The organism is Pseudomonas protegens CHA0 (assembly GCF_000397205.1).
Lineage (GTDB): Bacteria > Pseudomonadota > Gammaproteobacteria > Pseudomonadales > Pseudomonadaceae > Aquipseudomonas > Aquipseudomonas protegens.
Genome location: NC_021237.1, coordinates 1210861 through 1230933, shown reverse-complemented (window position 1 = coordinate 1230933; position 20073 = coordinate 1210861). Strand labels below are relative to the sequence as shown.

The window sequence follows — 20073 nt, the reverse complement described above, 5'->3', positions numbered from 1 at the left end:
GCATACGGGGAGACTAAGGCTTGCGAAACAACTCGCGACTGACCAGGGGCCGGCCGCCCAGGTGCACCGCCAGGGCCTGGCGCATCAGGCGCTTGGCCGCCGACAGCGCGCCGGGAGCGCTCCAGTCGGCATCGGCCATGGCCAGCAACTCGGTGCCGTTGAACAGCCCCGGCTGCAGCAGGAACACCTGCTCCAGCCCGGCATCCACCTGTAAGCGATACAGGCCGTCGGCAGCAATGGGCGCGCCATGGATGTCGCTGTCCAGGGCAAAGCCGTAGCCCAGGTCATCCAGCAGGCGCCACTCAAAGGCCCGCAGCAGAGGCTCCAGGGGACGGCCTTCGGCCAGGGCCAGCAGCGTGGCAGCGTAGTGGTCAAATACCGCAGGATGGGGATCTTCCGCCGGCAGCAGGCGAATCAGCAGCTCGTTCAGATAGAGGCCGCTGAACAACGCCTCGCCATTGAGCCAGGCGGCAATGCCGGCACTTTCCATGCGCCCGACGTTCTTCAGTTCGCCACGGCCGCGAAACTCGACCTCCAGGGGCACGAAGGGCCGCGCCAGGGTCCCGGCCTTGCCCCGGGCATTGCGCAGCACCGCTCGCAGGCAACCTTGGGGGGTAAGAAAATCCACCAGGGCACTGCTTTCGCGGTAGGCGCGGCTGTGCAGGACGTAGGCGAGTTGGCCGACTGGGGCGTTGCTGGACATGGTTGCGAGGGATCTCAGGGGAAGAGAGGGAACCGGGTCCGGAGAAGGGGTTGCAGCTGTTCGCCGGCAAGCCGGCTCCTACAGGAAGGTGCAGGAGCCGGCTTGCCGGCGAAGTGCATCAGAGGTCGCCGTAGCCCAGCGAGCGCAGGGCGCGTTCGTCGTCGGACCAGCCGCCCTTGACCTTGACCCAGAGGTTGAGCATGACCTTGGAATCGAACAGCAGCTCCATGTCCTTGCGCGCCTCCATGCCGATGCGCTTGATCCGCTCACCCTTGTCGCCAATGATGATTTTCTTCTGGCCGTCGCGCTCGACGAGGATCAAGGCATGGATATGCAGGGTCTTGCCCTGCTGCTTGAACTCTTCGATTTCCACGGTGATCTGGTAGGGCAGCTCGGCACCGAGCTGGCGCATGATCTTTTCCCGCACCAGTTCGGCCGCGAGGAAGCGGCTGCTGCGGTCGGTGATCTGGTCTTCCGGGAAGAAGTGGTCGTTCTCCGGCAGGTGCTTGGCGATCAGGCCTTCCAGGGCTTCGAGGTTGTGGCCCTGCTGGGCGGAGACCGGCACGATCTCGGCGTTCGGCAGTTGCTCCTGCAGCCAGGTCAGGTGCGGCATCAGCTCGGCCTTGTCCTCGATGCGATCGGTCTTGTTGATCGCCAGGATTACCGGGCCCTGCACGTACTGCACACGCTCCAGCACCAGTTGGTCTTCGTCGGTCCACTTGGTGCGATCGACCACGAAGATCACCACGTCGACGTCTTTCAACGCCGCCGAAGCGGTCTTGTTCATGTAGCGGTTCAGCGCCTTCTCGTTGCTCTTGTGCATACCGGGGGTATCGACGTAGATCGCCTGGATGGCGCCTTCGGTCTTGATCCCGAGCATGTTGTGACGAGTGGTCTGGGGCTTGCGCGAGGTGATCGCCAGCTTCTGGCCGAGGATGTGGTTGAGCAGCGTCGACTTGCCCACGTTGGGGCGGCCGACGATGGCGACATAGCCACAGCGTGTTGCAGTTGAATCAGTCATGGCCATTCTCCACGCCCAGGGCAATCAGTGCTGCGGCGGCCGCTACCTGTTCGGCAATACGGCGGCTCACACCCTGACCTCGGCTTTTTTCATTCAATAAGGTGACTTCACATTCAACGAAGAATGTCCGGCAATGCGGTTCGCCCTGGATATCCACCACTTCGTAGCGTGGCAGTTCGCAGGCGCGGGACTGGAGGAACTCCTGCAGCCGGGTCTTGGGGTCCTTGTTGGTGTCCACCAGGGTCAGGCTCTCGAACTCCGAGGCCAGCCAGGACAGCACGCGGTCACGGGCAGTCTCCATGCCGGCGTCCAGGTAGATCGCACCAATCAGGGCCTCCAGGGCATCGGCAAGGATCGACTCACGACGAAAACCGCCGCTCTTCAATTCGCCGGAGCCCAGGCGCAGGTACTCGCCCAGGTCGAAACCACGGGCCAGCACCGCCAGTGTTTCACCTTTCACCAGACGCGCGCGCAAACGCGAGAGCTGGCCTTCGCGGGCCTGGGGAAAGCGCTCGAACAGCGCCTCGCCGGCAACGAAGTTGAGAATGGCGTCACCGAGAAACTCCAGGCGCTCGTTGTTGCGCCCGGCAAAGCTGCGGTGAGTGAGGGCCAGCAGCATCAGCTCCTGGTCCTTGAAGGAATAACCGAGCTGACGCTCGAGACGGCTCAAAGAAACGCTCACGGTTTACCCACGCTGGTTTCGTTGCCGAAACTCGCCATCCCAGGGGCCGCGCACGAGGTGCGGGTGGCAATTAACGCTGTGTTCAAATTTACATCCTGAATATCGTTGACTGCATGCATCTGGCGATAAGGCTGTTACGGGTCGCCCAAGGGCAAGGCCGTTTTATACAAGAGCCAGAAAAGCATTCGGCGCTGTGTTCAACAGCGCCGCGTGTGATTACTTGATCAGGCCAACCCGCGAGAAATTCGGCAGGTGGCTGAGTTTCGGTTCGGGCCAGCTCATCCAGACTGCGAAGGCCTTGCCGACTATATTCTTGTCGGGAACCATGCCCAGCAGGTCCTTGGGAATACTTGGATCGTCCCAGTAGCGACTGTCGTTAGAGTTGTCGCGGTTGTCGCCCATCATGAAGTAGTGCCCGGCCGGCACCACCCAGCGACCGTCCGGGGTTGCCCGGTAACGGCTCATTTCCTTGCGGATCAAGTGCTCGGCGGCGCCCAGTTTTTCCTTGTACAGCTCGGCGCTGCCCAAGGTGCCGGGTTCAGCCCCCACCAGTTGCTCCGCCACCGGCTGACCGTTGACGAACAGGTGCTTGTCACTGGTGTAGCGCACTTCATCACCCGGCAGGCCGACCACACGCTTGATGTAGTTGACGTTCGGATCGCTTGGGTAGCGGAACACCATCACATCACCGCGCTGCGGATCACCGACTTCGATGACCTTCTTGTCGATCACCGGCAAGCGGATCCCGTAGGAAAACTTGTTCACCAGGATGAAGTCGCCCACATCCAGGGTCGGCTTCATCGAGCCCGATGGAATCTGGAACGGCTCCACCAGGAACGAACGCAGCACCAGGACGATGAACAGCACCGGAAAGAACGACTTGCCGTATTCAACCAGCAGCGGCTCTTTGCTCAGCTTCTCGACCACCACCCCGTCCGGCTGGCTGACGCTGCCCTGATAGTTGGCAATGGCGGCACGCCGGCGCGGTGCCAGGAACACCAGGTCGAGCAACGCCAAGAGACCGCAAACGAAGACAGCGATGACCAGCAACAGCGGGAAATTTAGTGACATAGGACCTAACTATCCAACCTGAGCACGGCAAGGAAGGCTTCTTGTGGAATTTCCACGTTGCCCACTTGCTTCATGCGTTTCTTACCGGCCTTCTGCTTTTCCAACAGCTTGCGCTTACGGCTAACGTCGCCGCCGTAGCATTTGGCCAGTACGTTCTTTCTGAGTGCCTTGACCGTTGTCCGCGCCACAATCTGCCCGCCAATGGCGGCCTGGATTGCCACGTCAAACATCTGCCGAGGAATCAGTTCTTTCATCTTTTCGGTCAGCGCACGCCCTTTGTAGTGGGCGTTGTCACGGTGCACGATCAACGCCAGGGCGTCGACCTTCTCACCGTTGATCAGCACATCCAGTTTCACCAGATTAGCCGACTGGTAACGATCGAAATGATAATCCAGCGAAGCATAGCCGCGGCTGGTGGATTTCAGGCGGTCGAAGAAGTCCAGGACCACTTCGTTCATCGGCAGGTCGTAGGTCACCTGAACCTGGCTGCCGAGGAACAGCATGTCGTGCTGCACGCCGCGCTTCTCGATGCACAGGGTTATGACGTTGCCCAGGTGCTCTTGCGGCACAAGAATATTGGCCCGCACGATCGGCTCGCGCATGTCTTCGATCGCCGACAGATCCGGAAGCTTGGACGGGTTGTCGACGTAGATCGTTTCACCGTTCTTCAGTTGCAGCTCGAAGATTACCGTCGGTGCGGTGGTGATCAGGTCCAGGTCGTACTCGCGCTCCAGGCGCTCCTGGATGATCTCCATGTGCAGCATGCCGAGGAACCCGCAGCGGAAGCCGAAGCCCAGGGCGTCGGAGCTTTCCGGGGTGTACTGCAGGGAAGAGTCGTTCAGGGTGAGCTTCTGCAACGCTTCGCGGAAATCCTCGAAGTCGTCGGAGCTGACCGGGAACAGGCCGGCGTAGACCTGGGGCTGGATGCGCTTGAAACCCGGCAGCACTTCAACGTCCGGGGTCGAGCTCAGGGTCAGGGTGTCACCCACGGGCGCGCCGTGAATGTCCTTGATGCCCGCGATGATGAAGCCCACTTCACCGGCCTTGAGGTCGGTGGTGGCGGTGTGTTTCGGGTTGAATACACCAACGCTGTCCACCAGGTGGATCTTGCCGGTGGATTTCACCAGGATCTTGTCGCCCTTCTTCACCCGGCCATGACGTACACGTACCAGGGACACGACGCCCAGGTAGTTGTCGAACCAGGAGTCGATGATCAGGGCTTGCAGCGGGTCTTCGATGTTGCCGGTCGGTGCCGGAATGGTGGTCACCAGGCGCTCGAGCACCTCGTCCACGCCCAGGCCGGTCTTGGCGCTGCAGGTCACGGCGTCGGTGGCATCGATACCGATGATCTTCTCGATCTCTTCCTTGACCCGCTCAGGATCGGCCTGTGGCAGGTCGATCTTGTTCAGCACCGGCATCACTTCCAGGCCTTGCTCGATGGCGGTGTAGCAGTTGGCAACCGACTGGGCTTCGACGCCCTGGCCGGCGTCCACCACCAGCAATGCACCTTCACAGGCCGCCAGGGAACGGCTGACTTCGTAGGTGAAGTCCACGTGGCCCGGGGTGTCAATGAAGTTCAGCTGGTAGGTAATGCCGTCGCGGGCCTTGTAATAGAGGGTGACGCTGTGGGCCTTGATGGTGATCCCGCGCTCACGCTCAAGGTCCATGGAATCCAGAACCTGGGCTTCCATTTCGCGCTCGGCCAGGCCGCCGCACATCTGGATGAAGCGATCGGCCAGAGTCGACTTGCCATGGTCAATGTGGGCGATGATGGAGAAATTGCGGATATGACTCAAATCACTCACGGATGAACACTCAAAAAGGCTGCAGGCATGGCCCGCCGAAAAATAGCCGGGAATTGTACCTGATACTCGGCACAAGCGTCACGCTCGCCTGTCAGCGTTTGTCAAATGCAAAAACGCCCCGATCCAAGGACCGGGGCGTTACGTCAAGACCCTGGCAAAGCCGCGGAATCAGCCGGCCCGGCGCAACAGCCAGACGCCCGCCACCGCGCAGATACCCGCAGGCACCAGCACCGCGAACAGCGGCGAAAAGCCAAATACCAGGCTCGAAGGGCCCAGCAGATCCTGGGCGATGCGGAAGGTGAAACCCACCAATACGCCGGTGAATACCCGCTGACCCAGGGTCACCGAACGCAGCGGACCGAAAATGAAGGAAATGGCCATCAATACCAGCGCCGCCGTCACCAGCGGCTGCAGGACCTTGACCCAGAACGCCAGCCAGTAGCGACCGTTATTCAGGCCCTGGTCGGCCAAGTAGTGGATGTAGCCCCACAGGCCGCTGATGGACAGGGATTCCGGCGCCATCACCACAGTGCTCAGCAGTTGCGGGCTCAAGGCCACATCCCAACGTTCGCCGGGCACGCTGATGACTTCGGTATGACCGTCGCGGAAGTAGGTGGTGGTGACATCCGTCAGCTGCCAGTAGTCCTCGTGGAAACGGGCCTGGCGGGCAAAACTCGACGACAGCATGTGGCGCTGGTCATCGAAGTGGTAGCGGGTCACGCCATAGAGCAGGCCATTGGGCTGCACTGCGTTGATATGGATGAATTCATCGCCCTGGCGGTGCCACAGGCCGTGCTTGGAACTCTGGGCATCGCCGGAACCCTGGGCCAGGGCCCGACTGGCCTGGGCCTGGGTCTCGGTGGCCGGCGCTACGTATTCGCCCACCAGCACGCCCACCAGCATCAGCACCAGCATGGGTTTCATGACCGCCCAGACAATACGGCCCACCGATACACCGGCCGCGCGCATGATGGTCAACTCGCTGTTACTGGCCAGGCTGCCAAGGCCGATCAGGCAGCCGATCAGGCCTGCCATCGGCAGCATTTCATAGACCCGACGCGGCGCAGTGAGGGCCACGTAGCTCATTACATCCACCACGGTATACGTTTCGTTGACAGCCCCCATCTCATCGATGAAGGCAAACAGCGAGGCCAGCCCGAGGATGATCCCCAGGACCGCCAGGATAGCCATGAACACACTGCTACCGATGTAGCGATCGAGCTTAACCACGAGCCATCTCCTTCACGCTGCGACGACTCGCCATTTTCAAGCGCATCGGCTCCCAATACATCAGGCCGAGGCCGATCAACAGAAACAGTAGGTGCACCCACCACAGCCCCAAGGCCGGGGAAATCTTGCCCTTCTCCAGTGCACCGCGCACGGCGATCAGGATGGTCAGGTAGGCCATGTACAGCAGGATCGCCGGGATCAGCTTGAGGAAGCGGCCCTGGCGCGGGTTGACCCGGGACAACGGCACCGCCATCAAGGTCACGATAAACACCAGCAATGGCAGGGACAGGCGCCATTGCAACTCGGCACGGGCTCGCAGGTCATCCTTGCCGATCAGGTCAGCGGTGGGCATGGCATCGCGATCGGTGACTTCGTCGCTGACGTCCGGACGCTCCAGCAAAACACCGTAGGTGTCGTACTTGATCACCCGGTAGTTGGCCTCGCCCGGGTTGCCGTCATAGCGATAGCCGTTTTCCAGGATCAGGTAGCGATTGCCGTCGGGGCGAATGTCCTGATGGCCCTTCTCGGCCACCAGCACCGAAATGCCCTCGTCCTTTTTCTGCTGGCCCAGGCGCTTCTCGGAAATGAACACGCCGCCCAGGTTGGTTCGGTCTTCGGACAACTGCTCGGTGTAGGTGACCCGGGTACCGTCGTTGAGCGCCTGGAAGCGCCCCGCCACCAGCGTGTCGAACTCGGTCAGGGCATCCTGCTTGTTCAGCAACAGCTGGAACTGGTTGGCACCCTGGGGCGCCAGGCTCAGGCTCAGCCAGGCCACCAGCAGGGCCACCAGGGCCGCCGGGATCATGGTTATGCCCAACAGGCGCTGCTGGCTCATGCCGGTGGCCGACAGCACGGTCATCTCGCTTTCGAGATAGAGCCGGCCGTAAGCCAGGAGAATGCCGAGGAACAGCCCCAGGGGCAGGATCAGTTGCAAGAAGCCCGGCAGGCGAAACCCCATGATCAGGAACAGCGAGCCCGGATCCAGGGCCCCCGAGGCGGCTTGCGCGAGGAACTTGACGAAGCGCCCGCTCATGATGATGACCAGCAATACCGCGCTCACGGCACTCAGGGTCAGCAGGATTTCGCGGGACAGATAACGAAAGACGATCAAACCAGACACTCCAGGGTTGTCAGGCTAAGGCGGCCGAACAAGCAAACGTATCGAGCCGGCCCCAGACGCAGGGCCGCCGAAAAAAGATGGCGCATTATCCTGTGATTGCGCGCGCCTGTCACGGAGGATGCTCACCCAGCGCTCTAATGCGCCGAAACTGGCCCATGCGAGGGTTGTCAGCCGCGACCGGCGAGGTTCAAACTGGCGGCTTTGTCGTCGGCAGCATGCGGCGTCTTCTTCTATATAGATAAGCTCGGCGCAGGACAGCCTCCTGCGCTCTTTGACCATTTATTCAGGGACCCAGACATGGAACTGGTTGTAAAAAGCGTTAGCCCGGAAACGTTGAAGACCGCCACCCTGGTGGTCGCCGTCGGCGAAGGCCGCAAACTCGGCAACGTTGCCAAGCAACTCGACGAACTCAGCGGCGGCGCCATCAGCGCCGTACTCAAGCGCGGCGACCTGGCCGGCAAGGTCGGCCAGAGCCTGCTGCTGCACGGTGTGGCCAAGCTCAAGGCCGAGCGGGTGCTGCTGGTAGGCACCGGCAAGGACGGCGAACTGGGCGACCGCCCGTTCCGCAAGATCATCAGCGGCGTGCTCACCACCCTCAAGGGCCTGGGCGGCAGCGACGCCGTGCTGGCGCTGGATGAAGTCGTGGTCAAGGGCCGCGACAGCTACGGCAAGACCCGCCTGCTGGCAGAAACCCTGGTGGACGGTGGTTATGTCTTCGATCGCTACAAGAGCCAGAAGGCCGAGCCCCGCGCCCTGAAGAAAATCACCCTGCTGACCATCAAGGCCGCCGAAGCCGAAGTCCAGCGCGGCGTGACCCATGCCCAGGCCATCGCCAACGGCATGGCCTTTACCCGCGACCTGGGCAACCTGCCGCCGAACGTCTGCCACCCGACCTTCCTCGGCGAACAGGCCAAGGCCCTGGGCAAGGAGTTCAAGGGCCTGAAGGTCGAGGTCCTCGACGAGAAGAAGATCAAGGAACTGGGCATGGGCTCGTTCTATGCCGTGGGCCAGGGCAGCGACCAGCCGCCACGCCTGATCGTCATGCAGTACAACGGCGGCAAGAAGTCCGAGAAGCCGTTCGCCCTGGTGGGCAAGGGCATCACTTTCGACACCGGCGGCATCAGCCTCAAGCCGGGCGCCGGCATGGATGAAATGAAGTACGACATGGGCGGCGCCGCCAGCGTGTTCGGCACCCTGCGCGCCGTGCTGGAGCTGAAGCTGCCGATCAACCTGGTGTGCATCCTGGCCTGCGCCGAGAACATGCCCAGCGGTGGCGCCGCGCGTCCTGGCGACATCGTCACCACCATGAGCGGGCAGACCGTGGAGATCCTCAACACCGACGCCGAAGGCCGCCTGGTGCTGTGCGATGCCCTGACCTACTCCGAGCGCTTCAAGCCACAGGCCGTGATCGATATTGCCACCCTCACCGGTGCCTGCGTGGTCGCCCTGGGCGCCCATACTTCGGGCCTGCTGGGCAACAACGACGAACTGATCGGCCAACTGCTCAGCGCCGGCCAGCAAGCCGACGACCGCGCCTGGCAACTGCCGTTGTTCGACGAGTACCAGGAGCAACTGGACAGCCCGTTCGCCGACATCGCCAACATCGGCGGGCCAAAGGCCGGCACCATCACCGCCGCCTGCTTCCTCTCGCGCTTCACCAAGAACCTCAACTGGGCGCACCTGGACATCGCCGGCACTGCCTGGACCAGCGGTGGCAAGGACAAGGGCGCCACTGGCCGTCCGGTCCCCCTGCTGACCCAATACCTGCTGGACCGCGCCAAAGCCTGAAAACCATGACCGCAGGGGGCGCCGCATGAAGGCGGCGCCCTCCTCGGCTCAGGAAGCCCAATGACCAAAGTCGACTTCTATATTCTTCCCAGCGCGGACCCTGCGGCGCGCCTGGATTTTGCCTGCAAGCTCACCGACAAGGCCTGGCGCATGGGCCACCGCATCTACCTGCATTGCAGCGATGCAGAGCAACGGGACGAGCTCGATGCCCGCCTGTGGCGCTTCAAGGGCGAAACCTTCGTCCCCCACGGCCCGGCGGAAAGCGAACCCGAAAGCCTGATCGTCCTCGGCCTCGGCCAGGACCCCGGCCCCCACAATGACCTGCTGGTGAACCTGGACCTGAAAGTGCCGGCCTTCGCCCCGCGTTTTGCCCGGATTGCCGAGGTGGTGGTGGAAGACCCCGCTATTCGTCAGGCGGCCCGCGAGAGTTTCCGTTTCTATCGCGAACAGGGCTATCCTCTGCAAGATCACCGTTTACAGCGACTCTGAGCACCCGATGGACACTCCCAATCCGCTGCAAAAGCCCGCGCACCTGCTGGATGACCTCGAGTCGATCCGTAAACTGCTCGGCGATGAAAACCTGCAACCGCCACTGCTGACCGAGACCGTCAGCAGCGAAGTACAGATTCCCCTGCTGTTCGACATGGTGGGCAACCAGCAGCCGGCCGCTGCCCAAGCCGCTCCTGCCGCACCCGCCAAGGCGCAACCCGCGCCAGCCCCGGCGCAAGTGGCCACCCCCGCGCCGGCTCAAGCGGCAACACCCGCTCCAGCACCTGCAGCGGCGGCCCCCGTCGCCAAGCCTGCCACCGCCAGCAACAACGCCGATGCCTTGCTGCACCTGGACAGCGAACTGCGCGCCGCCGCACAACTGATCATGCAGGACGTGATCGACGACTTCGCGCCGCATATCGAAACCGAGATCAAGCGTCGCCTCGACGCCCGCCTGGAACGCCTGCTCGCAGCGGCCACCAGCGGCAAACCATAAGCCACACGCAAAAGCCGGGCCGGGCCATCTTGTCGCTTGCCGCTGGTGGCTTGCTGCCGCCCCCCTCCGCTATACTTCCCGGCTTTTCCTGAATAAATGCCAATAGGGTCCCGCCGCGCATGGATAAGACCTACCAGCCGCACGCCATTGAAACTTCCTGGTACCAGACCTGGGAGTCCGAGAACTACTTCGCCCCGCAAGGCGCGGGCGACTCCTACACCATCATGATCCCGCCGCCGAACGTCACCGGCAGCCTGCACATGGGCCACGGCTTCAACAACGCGATCATGGACGCCCTGATCCGTTTCCGCCGCATGCAGGGTCGCAACACCCTGTGGCAGCCGGGCACCGACCACGCCGGTATCGCCACGCAAATGCTGGTGGAGCGCCAGATCGAAGCCCAGGGCCAGAATCGCCATGACCTGGGCCGGGAAAAATTCCTCGAGAAAGTCTGGGAATGGAAGGATCAGTCCGGGGGCAACATCAGCCGCCAGATCCGCCGCCTGGGCTCCTCCGTGGACTGGAGCCGCGAGCGCTTCACCATGGACGACGGCCTCTCGGAAGCGGTGAAGGAAGCCTTCGTGCGCCTGCACGAAGACGGCCTGATCTACCGCGGCAAGCGCCTGGTCAACTGGGACACCAAGCTGCACACGGCGATTTCCGACCTTGAAGTGGAAAACCACGACGAGAAGGGCTTCCTGTGGAACCTCAAGTACCCGCTGGCCGACGGCGCCAAGACAGCCGAAGGCAACGACTACCTGATCGTCGCCACCACCCGTCCGGAAACCATGCTCGGTGACTCCGCCGTCGCGGTGAACCCTGAAGACGAGCGCTACAAGGCCCTGATCGGCAAATTCGTCGAGCTACCCCTGGTGGGCCGCCGCATCCCGATCATCGCCGACGATTACTGCGACCCCGAGTTCGGCACCGGCTGCGTGAAGATCACCCCGGCCCACGACTTCAACGACTATGAAGTCGGCAAGCGCCACAACCTGCCGCTGCTCAACATCTTCGACAAGAACGCCGCCGTACTGCCGGCCTGCCAGGTGTTCAACCTGGACGGCAGCCTGAACGACAGCGTCGACGGCAAGATCCCGACCGAGTACGTGGGCCTGGACCGCTTCGAAGCACGCAAGCAGATCGTTGCCGCGTTCGACGCCGCAGGCCTGCTGGTAAGCGTCGACGACCACGCGCTGAAAGTGCCGAAGGGCGACCGTTCCGGCACCGTCATCGAGCCGTGGCTGACCGACCAGTGGTATGTCTCCACCAAGCCGCTGGCAGAACCTGCCATCGCCGCCGTGGAAGACGGCCGCATCGCCTTCGTGCCCAAGCAGTACGAGAACATGTATTTCTCCTGGATGCGTGACATCCAGGACTGGTGCATCAGCCGCCAGCTGTGGTGGGGACACCGCATTCCGGCCTGGTACGACGAGTCGGGCAAAGTCTATGTCGGCCGCGACGAAGCGGAAGTACGGGCCAAGCACAACCTCGGCCCGGACGTTGCCCTGCAGCAGGACAACGACGTGCTCGACACCTGGTTCAGTTCGGGCCTGTGGACCTTCTCCACCCTGGGCTGGCCGGAGCAGACCGACTTCCTCAAGACCTTCCACCCCACCGACGTGCTGGTCACCGGCTTCGACATCATTTTCTTCTGGGTCGCCCGGATGATCATGCTCACCATGCACCTGGTGAAGAACGAAGACGGCACGCCGCAGGTTCCGTTCAAGACCGTGTACGTGCACGGCCTGGTCCGCGACGGCCAGGGCCAGAAGATGTCCAAGTCCAAGGGCAACGTCCTCGACCCGCTGGACATCATCGACGGTATCGACCTGGAAACCCTGGTGCAGAAGCGCACCACCGGCCTGATGCAGCCCAAACTGCAGAAAGCCATCGAGAAGCAGACCCGCGCCGAATTCGCCGACGGCATCGCCAGCTACGGCACCGACGCCCTGCGCTTCACCTTCTGCTCCCTGGCCACCACTGGTCGCGACATCAAGTTCGACATGGGCCGCGTCGAGGGTTACCGCAACTTCTGCAACAAGATCTGGAACGCCGCGCGCTACGTGCTGGACAAGGGCGAGGACTGCGGCCAGAACGGCGAAGCTTACGAGCTGTCCCTGGCGGACCGCTGGATCATCTCGCAGCTGCAGCGCACTGAAGCCGAAGTCACCCGCCAACTCGACCAGTTCCGTTTCGACCTGGCCGCCCAGGCCCTGTACGAGTTCATCTGGAACCAGTACTGCGACTGGTACCTGGAGCTGTCCAAGCCCGTGCTGTGGGACGAGAACTCGCCGGTTGAGCGCCAGCGCGGCACCCGTCGCACCCTGGTACGGGTACTGGAAGTGGCGCTGCGCCTGGCGCATCCGTTCATGCCGTTCATCACCGAGGAAATCTGGCAGCGCCTGGCGCCGTTGGCAGGCAGCACCGGCAAGACCATCATGCTGCAACCTTGGCCGGTGGCTAACGAAACCCGCATCGACCAAGGCGCCGAGGACGACATCGAATGGCTCAAGGGCCTGATGCTCGGCACGCGCAACATTCGCGCGGAAATGAACATCGGCCCGGGCAAGCCCCTGGCCCTGTTCCTGAAGAACGTCAGCGCCGAAGACCAGCGTCGCCTGGCCGAGAACGAAGCCTTGCTGAAGAAGCTGGCCCGACTCGAATCCATCACCGTACTGGCTGCCGGCGACGAAGCGCCGCTGTCCGCCACGGCGCTGGTGGGCGAGATGGAAGTGCTGGTGCCGATGGCCGGCCTGATCGACAAGGGCGCCGAACTGGCGCGCCTGGACAAGGAAATCCAGCGCCTGCAAGGCGAAGTGCAACGCGTGGGCGGCAAGCTGTCCAACCCGTCCTTCGTCGACAAGGCCCCGGCCGAAGTGATCGAGAAGGAACGCGCCAAACTGGCCGAGGCCGAACAGGCCCTGGGCAAGCTGGCGGAGCAGCACGCACGGATCTCCAGCCTGTAACGGCGATTCGCGCAGTGTGAAAAAGGGAGGCCCGCAAAGGCCTCCCTTTTTTATTGGCGGCAGATCGCTTTCGCTGGCAAGCCAGCTCCTAGCGTTACGCGGTGGTTTGCCAGGAGCCGGCTTGCCGGCGGCGAAGCCTCCCGCCCCAACGCCGCAAGATATGGGACAATGCCCGCCACTTTGAACCACCCCGAATCGATCCCCCATGACCGCCCCCAGCACACCCAAGCCTTCGCGCAAAAAGCCCAAGCCTGCCTCCCCAGCCAAAGCCGCCACGCCCCGGGAAAAGGCCAGCCTGCATCCGCGCAATCGTCACCAGGGGCGTTACGACTTCCCGCAACTGATCAAGAGCACCCCGGAGTTGGGGCAGTTCGTGATCCTCAATCCCTATGGCAAGGAAAGCATCGACTTTGCCGACCCGGCCGCCGTGCGGGTATTCAACCGGGCCCTGCTCAAGGCCTTCTACGGCATTGCCCACTGGGACATTCCGGCGGACTTCCTCTGCCCACCAGTGCCCGGTCGCGCTGACTATGTGCACTTCCTCGCCGATCTGCTGGCCAGCCACAACCAGGGTGAAGTCCCTCGTGGCGCGGCCGTGCGGGTCCTGGATGTCGGGGTCGGCGCCAACTGCATCTACCCCCTGATCGGCTACAGCGACTACCGCTGGCAGTTCCTCGGCTCGGACATCGACAGCACCGCCCTGGCCGCGGCCAAGGCAATTGTCCAGGCCAACGGCTTGAACAAGGCCATCAGCCTGCGCCAGCAGGGCAATCCCAAGCAGATCCTCACCGGCCTGCTGGACAGCACCGAGCGTTTCGACCTGACGATGTGCAACCCGCCCTTCCATGCCTCCCTGGACGAAGCCACCCGCGGCAGCCAGCGTAAATGGCGGGCCCTGGGCAAGGCCGACCCCAAGCGCAAATTGCCGGTGCTGAATTTCGGCGGGCAGGCCCGGGAGCTCTGGTGCGAAGGCGGCGAGATCCGCTTTGTCAGCCAGTTGATCAGTGAAAGCGCCAGCGTCGGCCAACAGGTACTGTGGTTCAGCACCCTGGTGTCGAAGGCCTCTAACCTGCCGGCGATTGAAAGCGCGCTGAAAAAGGCCGGAGCCCTGGAAAGCCAGGTGGTGGAAATGTCCCAGGGGCAGAAACAGAGCCGCTTCGTCGCCTGGACCTTCAAGGACAAGGCACAGCAACAGGCCTGGAGCCAGGAACGCTGGATGAGGAAGAACTAAAGAGGCGGGGGATTCAAGGACGATTCACCTTGCGTGAATCGGTGTTACACAAACCGTGCCCGGAAGACTTCTGAGCACGGTTTCACTGCAAGTATTACTTGTTAACAGCGTCGGTCAGGCCTTTAGCCACAACCAGCTTGATAACTTTCTTGGCAGCGATTTCGATGGCAGCGCCAGTCGATGGGTTACGGCCAGTACGGGCAGGACGCTCGGTCACTTTCAGTTTGCCGATACCTGGCAGAGTGATTTCGCCGCCATTTTCCAATTGATCAGCAACGATCTGAGCCAGTTGGTCCAGGGCGTTACGCGCGGTGGTTTTCGGCGCGTCGATAGCTTCAGCGATATCAGCGATCAGTTGGTCTTTAGTAATAGCCATTGTGGTGTTCCTTCCCTATCAAATTCATTTGGATTGCAGAGTGCAGTGTCAGCCATCGAGCCAGATCTTGTGAATCTGGCACCCCGGTTACAACCACGACAGATCGGGGTTATAGATACCGAAATCAGGGTTTGGTTCGACCCGACAAATGCTGAATGCACGCTTAACGCTGAGACATCGCGTAAGACGGGGCAAAACTAGCACACAGACGGGGAAATATCCGCCTCTACCTAGCCATTTGGTCAGCTTTATTGCTCTAAATCGGTAAAAAAATGCATAAGCCTTACCGAGGAGCCGTTCATCACCCGGCAAACCGCGCCAAAACCAGCGGGTGCGGTACACTGGGTACTTTTTCGGGGAGCCCGCCCTCCCCCTTCAATCAGCCGAGAAGCCCATGCCGATCCGTCATTGCATCGTCCACCTGATCGACAAAAAACCCGACGGCAGCCCAGCAGTCCTGCACGCCCGCGATTCCGAACTGGCAGAGTCCGCGGCCATCGAGAACATGCTCGCCGACCTCAATGAAAGCTATAACGCCAAACAGGGCAAAGCCTGGGGCCTGTTCCACCCCGAGTCCGGTGCGTTCCCCTTCAGCGGCTGGCTGAAGGAGTACCTGGAAGGCGGCCAGGACTTCACCGCGTTCAGCCGGGTGGCGGTGGAGCATCTGCAGAAGCTGATGGAAGAGTCCAACCTGTCGGTGGGCGGCCACGTACTGTTCGCCCACTACCAGCAAGGCATGACCGACTACCTGGCGATCGCCCTGCTGCACCACAGTGAGGGCGTGGCGGTGACCGACCAGCTGGACGTGACGCCGTCCCGTCACCTGGACCTGGGCCAACTGCATCTGGCGGCGCGGATCAACATCTCCGAATGGCAGAACAACAAGCAGTCCAAGCAGTACATCTCCTTTATCAAGGGCAAGAACGGCAAGAAGGTCTCGGAGTATTTCCGCGACTTCATCGGCTGCCAGGAAGGCGTCGACGGCCCGGGCGAGACCCGCACCCTGCTCAAGGCCTTCAGCGACTTCGTGGAAAGCGAGGACCTGCCGGAAGACTCGGCCCGGGAGAAGACCAAGACCCTGGTGGACTACGCCAGCAGCCAGGCCAAGCTCGGCGAACCCATGGGCCTGGAAGAACTCTCGGAACTGATCGACGAGGATCGCCCCAAGGCCTTCTACGATCACATCCGCAACAAGGACTACGGGCTGTCGCCGGAGATCCCCGCGGACAAGCGCACCCTGAACCAGTTCCGCCGCTTCACCGGTCGCGCCGAGGGCCTGTCCATCAGTTTCGAGGCCCATCTGCTGGGTTCGAAGATCGAGTACGACGAAGAAGCCGGGACCCTGATCATCAAGGGCCTGCCAACCCAGCTGACCGACCAGCTCAAGCGCCGTAACTGATGCTCCAGGGGGTATTGAAGAAGTTCCTGCTGATCCTGCTGGTGGTGGTGACCTACCAGCACTGGGGCAAGATCGAACGGCTGTTCAACCCTTCGGCAATGGTCAGCGAAGAGACCCGCGAGCATGCCCGGGTGGTGCTGTACGCCACCGACTGGTGCGGCTACTGCAAGGCCACCCGGCGCTTTCTCGATCAGAAGGGCATTCCCTTCCGGGAATTCGACATCGAGAAAGACGCCGCGGCACGCCAGGCCTACACCGCCCTGGGCGGTGCCGGGATTCCGATCCTGGACGTGAATGGCACCCTGATCCGCACCTACGACCCCGACGCAATCATGGCCGCGCTGAAGCCCTAGGAGCCGTTTCGCTTGCCGGCGAAGGGGGCGGCCGCTCTGGGAACGCCTTCGCAGGCAAGCCAGCTCCTGCAGATATGCATCACTGGGCCTGGATGCGAAAGCCCAGCCGTGGGAAGTGCACGTGGACCACACCGGCACGTGGATCTTCACGGCGCAGGATCAGCTCTTCAGTACCGGCGAACAGCAACTCGCCCGCCACCGGGTCGACACCGTAGTCAGTCGCGGCAATCACCACCTGCTGGCCCGCCTTGAAGCCGTTGGGGTCGACGAACTGTTCATCCGGCAGCGCCGCCGGGGTGGCACTGCGCGAGACCTCGAGGGCCTCTTCGGCGCTCATTTCGGTGAAGGAGCCATGCCCGAAACCCAGGACCCGCGCCAGCCAGCCAGCAACCGCCGGATAGTCGTCCACCAGCGGCGCGGTCACCGGCGTGCCCTTGAGGAACCACAGCGGGTGAGCCAGGGCAATATCGGCAATCGACGGTTGGCCAAACAGGAAGTCCCCGGGCTCGCGCTGCAACTGCTGCTCCAGGCGCGCCATGAGGGTCGGCCACTGATGCTTGGCCACCTCCAGAGGGAGCCGGCTGGCGCTGCCGCCACTGAACAGCCCGGCACGGTCGGCCATGAAGGCCTTGACCGCTTCCGGCGGCAGCTTGCCGAAACGCACCGCCGCGGATTCAGGCTGGAATACCAGGGTCACCGCGTGCTGGAACACTACCGAATCGACCCAGGCGGCGAAGGCCGCACTGATCATTTCCTGGCCTTCGGGAAACAGCGCAGGCGAGGATTTTTCCTGCTCCAGGCGGCGCGCGATCAAGGCCGTGTCGCAATAGATATCCGCGCCGACCTGCAACACCGGGGTCTTGCGATAGCCACCGGTCAGGGCGGTCAGGTCGGGCTTGGGCATCACCGGGGAAATCTTCACCGAGCGCCAGGACAGCCCCTTGAAACCCAGCAGCAAGCGGGCTTTTTCCGCAAAGGGAGAGGTCGGGTAATGGTGGAGAATCAACTCTGACATGCTGGGGTCCGCCGGAAGAGGGAGAGCGCTGAGCTTAGCGCGCAATCCGTGGACGGCCTACAGATCCGGCTGATGAGAACCTATCAGTCAGATTGATGCCGCGGCGGTGGCCGAAGCCACCAGGCATTCCTTGGCACTCTTCCTGAGCTTCTTGATCAGCCGCTCCTGGCGCAAGGCTTCGCCCTTGTCCCGGCAAGCCTCGGTATAGACCAGCGCCACCGCCGGGCTGGAGAGAAAGAAACGCGCGCCCTTGCCGCTCTGGTGCTTGGCGAAGCGCTTCACGGGGTCGTCGCTGATACCGCAGTACAGGGCACCGTTGGCCGCCCGCACCAGATACACGAACCAGGGCTTGGCGTCAGTGGCAGGCTGCGCCGTTTCGGCACTGGAGGATGAAAGAGGGCTGGTCACAAAAGGTATCGAGGCCTGTGGATAACAAGCCGCGATCTTAGCAGAGGATGGCTTTCAGCGACCGCTCTGGAAGGCCTTGAGCCCCTTGCGCGCCTGGGCTCGAACAGCATTCTTGAGCAGCGGCGTCCAGCCCAGCAGCAGGCCCTTGGTGCCCAGGGCCTGGCGCGCCCAACGCCACATGTCGAACTGATCGTGATGCTCGCAGATCTTGCCGTCGCGAAACACGAACCGGGCCTGGATATCGTTGATCACCGTATTGCCGGTCTGGCTGAACAGGTAGGTGGCAACCCAGTGCGCGCCGCCGGAATTCGAGTCGGCACGCACCTGATCGAAAGTCAGGGAAAAGTCCTTGGCACGGGAGGTGAGCATGCGCCACATATCGCCGGCATCACGCCCGCGCAACTCGCCGAACGCCGGGTCACTGAACAGCACATCCTCGGTGTAGCAGGCGCTCATGGCCTCGGCATCCAGGCGCTGGAAAGCCTGATAGAACTCGGTGATCAGGGCGCGATGGGCATCACTCATGAACGGACTCCGAAAGGGCAAGGGGGATGCAGCACAATAATCCGCAACCCCGGCGAACACTATCGGCATTTACCGGGCAAATAGTGCAAGCAAGGCCCGTCAGATTCTCTCGCTCTGCACCTGCACATGCAGCGAACGACCGGCGCCCAGCCCGGCAATGATCGCACCGCAGCCCAACACCGCGAAAATCCAGCCCACAGCGTTCCAGCCCCCGGTCCAGTCGTGCACCAGGCCCACCGCAAACGGCCCCATGGAAGCCAGGGTGTAGCCGATGCCCTGGGCCATGCTCGACAGGTTGGCCGCCACATGGGGGTCCCGGGAGCGCAGCACGATCAGGGTCAGGGCCAGGCTGAAGGTGCCACCCTGCCCCAGGCCCAGCAGGACCGCCCAGCCCCACAGGCCCTCGATGGGCGCGTACAGGCAACCGAACAGGCCGCCCAGGGTCATCAGCATGACAATCACGATGGCCAGGCGCTGGTCCTTGCCCCGGGTCGCCAGCCAGGGCGCCGCCAGAGAACTGGCCAACTGCACGATCACCGAACCGGAGAGCACCAGCCCGGCCTGGGTCGGGGTCAGCCCACGGCCGATCAGGATCGACGGCAACCAGCCAAACACGATGTATGCCAGGGAGGATTGCAGGCCCATGTACAGGGTTACCTGCCAGGCCAGGCGGTCCCGCAACAGGCCGCGCACGCGAAAGGCCACATGGTGAGCACCGTGCTTGTGCCCCACCTGAGGCAACCAGAACAGGGCCGCCACCAGCGCCGGCACCACCCAGAAGCCCAGCCCCATGGCCCAACTGCCCCCGAAATGCTGGCTCAGAGGCACCGTGGCCCCCGCCGCCATCGCCGCGCCCAGGCACAGGGCCATGGTGTAGACCCCGGTCATGGTGCCCGCGTGCCGGGCGAAGTCACGCTTGACGATACCCGGCAGCAGCACCCCGATCACGCCGATGCTGGCGCCGGCCAGGATGCTCCCGGCAAACACTCCGACCTCACCGAAGGAACTGCGCAGCACAATGCCCAGGGCCAGGGTCATGAGGATGCCCAGCACCACCCGCTCGGCGCCGAAGCGCCGGGCCAGCAGCGGCGCCAAAGGCGCGAACAGCCCCAGGCACAGCACCGGCAAGGTAGTCAGCAGCCCGGCCTTGGCGGCCGATAGCCCCAGGTGCTGCGACACATCACTGAGCAGTGGCGCCATGCTCGACAGCGCCGGACGCAGGTTCAGCGCCACCAGGATCAGCCCCAGCAGCAACAGCCAGGGGCGCTGCAGAGGCGGTGGAGCCTGCTGCACCTCCTCATCATCAGCCTCGGCGTCGATCAGCAGCTCTTCGAGCTCGGCGGAACACCGAGGCGAGGACGGGGTTTTCGCAGGTACCGTTTGATTGGACATGGA

General features: G+C 62.8%; 19 protein-coding genes. 7 read left to right on the top strand and 12 right to left on the bottom strand.

Annotated elements, in window-relative coordinates:
* Nucleotides 1–13: 13 nt before the first annotated feature.
* From recO to lptF, 7 genes are all read right to left on the bottom strand, one after another.
* Nucleotides 14–703 carry a DNA repair protein RecO gene (recO, locus tag PFLCHA0_RS05450; RefSeq protein WP_015634266.1) on the bottom strand — a complete coding sequence of 230 codons (690 nt, stop codon included), beginning with the start codon at nucleotides 701–703 and terminating at the stop codon, nucleotides 14–16.
* 118 nt (nucleotides 704–821) lie between these two features.
* Nucleotides 822–1724 carry a GTPase Era gene (era, locus tag PFLCHA0_RS05445; RefSeq protein WP_019094760.1) on the bottom strand — a complete coding sequence of 301 codons (903 nt, stop codon included), beginning with the start codon at nucleotides 1722–1724 and terminating at the stop codon, nucleotides 822–824.
* Nucleotides 1717–2406: a ribonuclease III gene (rnc, locus tag PFLCHA0_RS05440; RefSeq protein ID WP_011059421.1), complete on the bottom strand. Its 690-nt coding sequence runs from the start codon at nucleotides 2404–2406 to the stop codon at nucleotides 1717–1719. Before rnc ends, era begins: the two co-directional genes overlap by 8 nt.
* 216 nt (nucleotides 2407–2622) lie before the next feature.
* Complete coding sequence (gene lepB / locus PFLCHA0_RS05435; protein ID WP_011059420.1) at nucleotides 2623–3477, bottom strand: signal peptidase I; 855 nt, start codon at nucleotides 3475–3477, stop codon at nucleotides 2623–2625.
* A 5-nt stretch (nucleotides 3478–3482) separates the two neighbouring features.
* Nucleotides 3483–5282, bottom strand: coding sequence for a translation elongation factor 4 (lepA, locus tag PFLCHA0_RS05430; protein ID WP_011059419.1), 1800 nt, complete (start codon nucleotides 5280–5282; stop codon nucleotides 3483–3485).
* A 168-nt stretch (nucleotides 5283–5450) separates the two neighbouring features.
* Nucleotides 5451–6512 carry an LPS export ABC transporter permease LptG gene (lptG, locus tag PFLCHA0_RS05425; protein ID WP_011059418.1) on the bottom strand — a complete coding sequence of 354 codons (1062 nt, stop codon included), beginning with the start codon at nucleotides 6510–6512 and terminating at the stop codon, nucleotides 5451–5453.
* Nucleotides 6505–7623, bottom strand: a complete 1119-nt coding sequence (gene lptF, locus PFLCHA0_RS05420) for an LPS export ABC transporter permease LptF (RefSeq protein ID WP_015634263.1) — start codon at nucleotides 7621–7623, stop codon at nucleotides 6505–6507. Before lptF ends, lptG begins: the two co-directional genes overlap by 8 nt.
* Nucleotides 7624–7929: 306 nt before the next feature.
* On the opposite strand from lptF, the gene PFLCHA0_RS05415 reads away from it, so the two are divergent.
* From PFLCHA0_RS05415 to rlmF, 5 genes are all read left to right on the top strand, one after another.
* Nucleotides 7930–9420 carry a leucyl aminopeptidase gene (locus PFLCHA0_RS05415; RefSeq protein WP_011059416.1) on the top strand — a complete coding sequence of 497 codons (1491 nt, stop codon included), beginning with the start codon at nucleotides 7930–7932 and terminating at the stop codon, nucleotides 9418–9420.
* A gap of 60 nt (nucleotides 9421–9480) precedes the next feature.
* Nucleotides 9481–9909 (top strand): DNA polymerase III subunit chi, encoded by a 429-nt coding sequence (locus PFLCHA0_RS05410; RefSeq protein WP_015634262.1) that lies wholly within the window; start codon nucleotides 9481–9483, stop codon nucleotides 9907–9909.
* A 7-nt stretch (nucleotides 9910–9916) separates the two neighbouring features.
* The gene (locus PFLCHA0_RS05405; RefSeq protein WP_015634261.1) at nucleotides 9917–10405 is read left to right on the top strand and encodes a hypothetical protein; all 489 of its coding nucleotides are present in this window, start codon (nucleotides 9917–9919) and stop codon (nucleotides 10403–10405) included.
* 119 nt (nucleotides 10406–10524) lie between these two features.
* Nucleotides 10525–13371 (top strand): valine--tRNA ligase, encoded by a 2847-nt coding sequence (locus tag PFLCHA0_RS05400; RefSeq protein ID WP_015634260.1) that lies wholly within the window; start codon nucleotides 10525–10527, stop codon nucleotides 13369–13371.
* 205 nt (nucleotides 13372–13576) lie between these two features.
* Complete coding sequence (rlmF, locus tag PFLCHA0_RS05395) at nucleotides 13577–14602, top strand: 23S rRNA (adenine(1618)-N(6))-methyltransferase RlmF (RefSeq protein WP_015634259.1); 1026 nt, start codon at nucleotides 13577–13579, stop codon at nucleotides 14600–14602.
* 94 nt (nucleotides 14603–14696) lie between these two features.
* Here the strand turns inward: rlmF and PFLCHA0_RS05390 are convergent, their stop codons facing one another.
* A complete protein-coding gene (locus PFLCHA0_RS05390; protein WP_003440137.1) occupies nucleotides 14697–14978 on the bottom strand; it encodes an HU family DNA-binding protein in 282 nt (93 codons plus the stop codon).
* A gap of 394 nt (nucleotides 14979–15372) precedes the next feature.
* Between PFLCHA0_RS05390 and yejK the strand changes: the two genes are divergently transcribed.
* The gene (gene yejK, locus PFLCHA0_RS05385; protein ID WP_015634258.1) at nucleotides 15373–16377 is read left to right on the top strand and encodes a nucleoid-associated protein YejK; all 1005 of its coding nucleotides are present in this window, start codon (nucleotides 15373–15375) and stop codon (nucleotides 16375–16377) included.
* Nucleotides 16377–16730 (top strand): glutaredoxin family protein, encoded by a 354-nt coding sequence (locus PFLCHA0_RS05380; RefSeq protein WP_011059410.1) that lies wholly within the window; start codon nucleotides 16377–16379, stop codon nucleotides 16728–16730. Before yejK ends, PFLCHA0_RS05380 begins: the two co-directional genes overlap by 1 nt.
* 79 nt (nucleotides 16731–16809) lie before the next feature.
* Here the strand turns inward: PFLCHA0_RS05380 and PFLCHA0_RS05375 are convergent, their stop codons facing one another.
* From PFLCHA0_RS05375 to PFLCHA0_RS05360, 4 genes are all read right to left on the bottom strand, one after another.
* Entirely contained in the window at nucleotides 16810–17745 is a 936-nt protein-coding gene (locus tag PFLCHA0_RS05375) for a glutathione S-transferase family protein (RefSeq protein WP_015634257.1), read from the bottom strand.
* A gap of 87 nt (nucleotides 17746–17832) precedes the next feature.
* Entirely contained in the window at nucleotides 17833–18153 is a 321-nt protein-coding gene (locus tag PFLCHA0_RS05370) for a GIY-YIG nuclease family protein (RefSeq protein ID WP_011059408.1), read from the bottom strand.
* Between the two features lie 54 nt (nucleotides 18154–18207).
* Nucleotides 18208–18678: a nuclear transport factor 2 family protein gene (locus PFLCHA0_RS05365; RefSeq protein WP_011059407.1), complete on the bottom strand. Its 471-nt coding sequence runs from the start codon at nucleotides 18676–18678 to the stop codon at nucleotides 18208–18210.
* Nucleotides 18679–18777: 99 nt separating this feature from the next.
* Entirely contained in the window at nucleotides 18778–20070 is a 1293-nt protein-coding gene (locus PFLCHA0_RS05360; RefSeq protein WP_015634256.1) for a CynX/NimT family MFS transporter, read from the bottom strand.
* Nucleotides 20071–20073 lie beyond the last annotated feature (3 nt).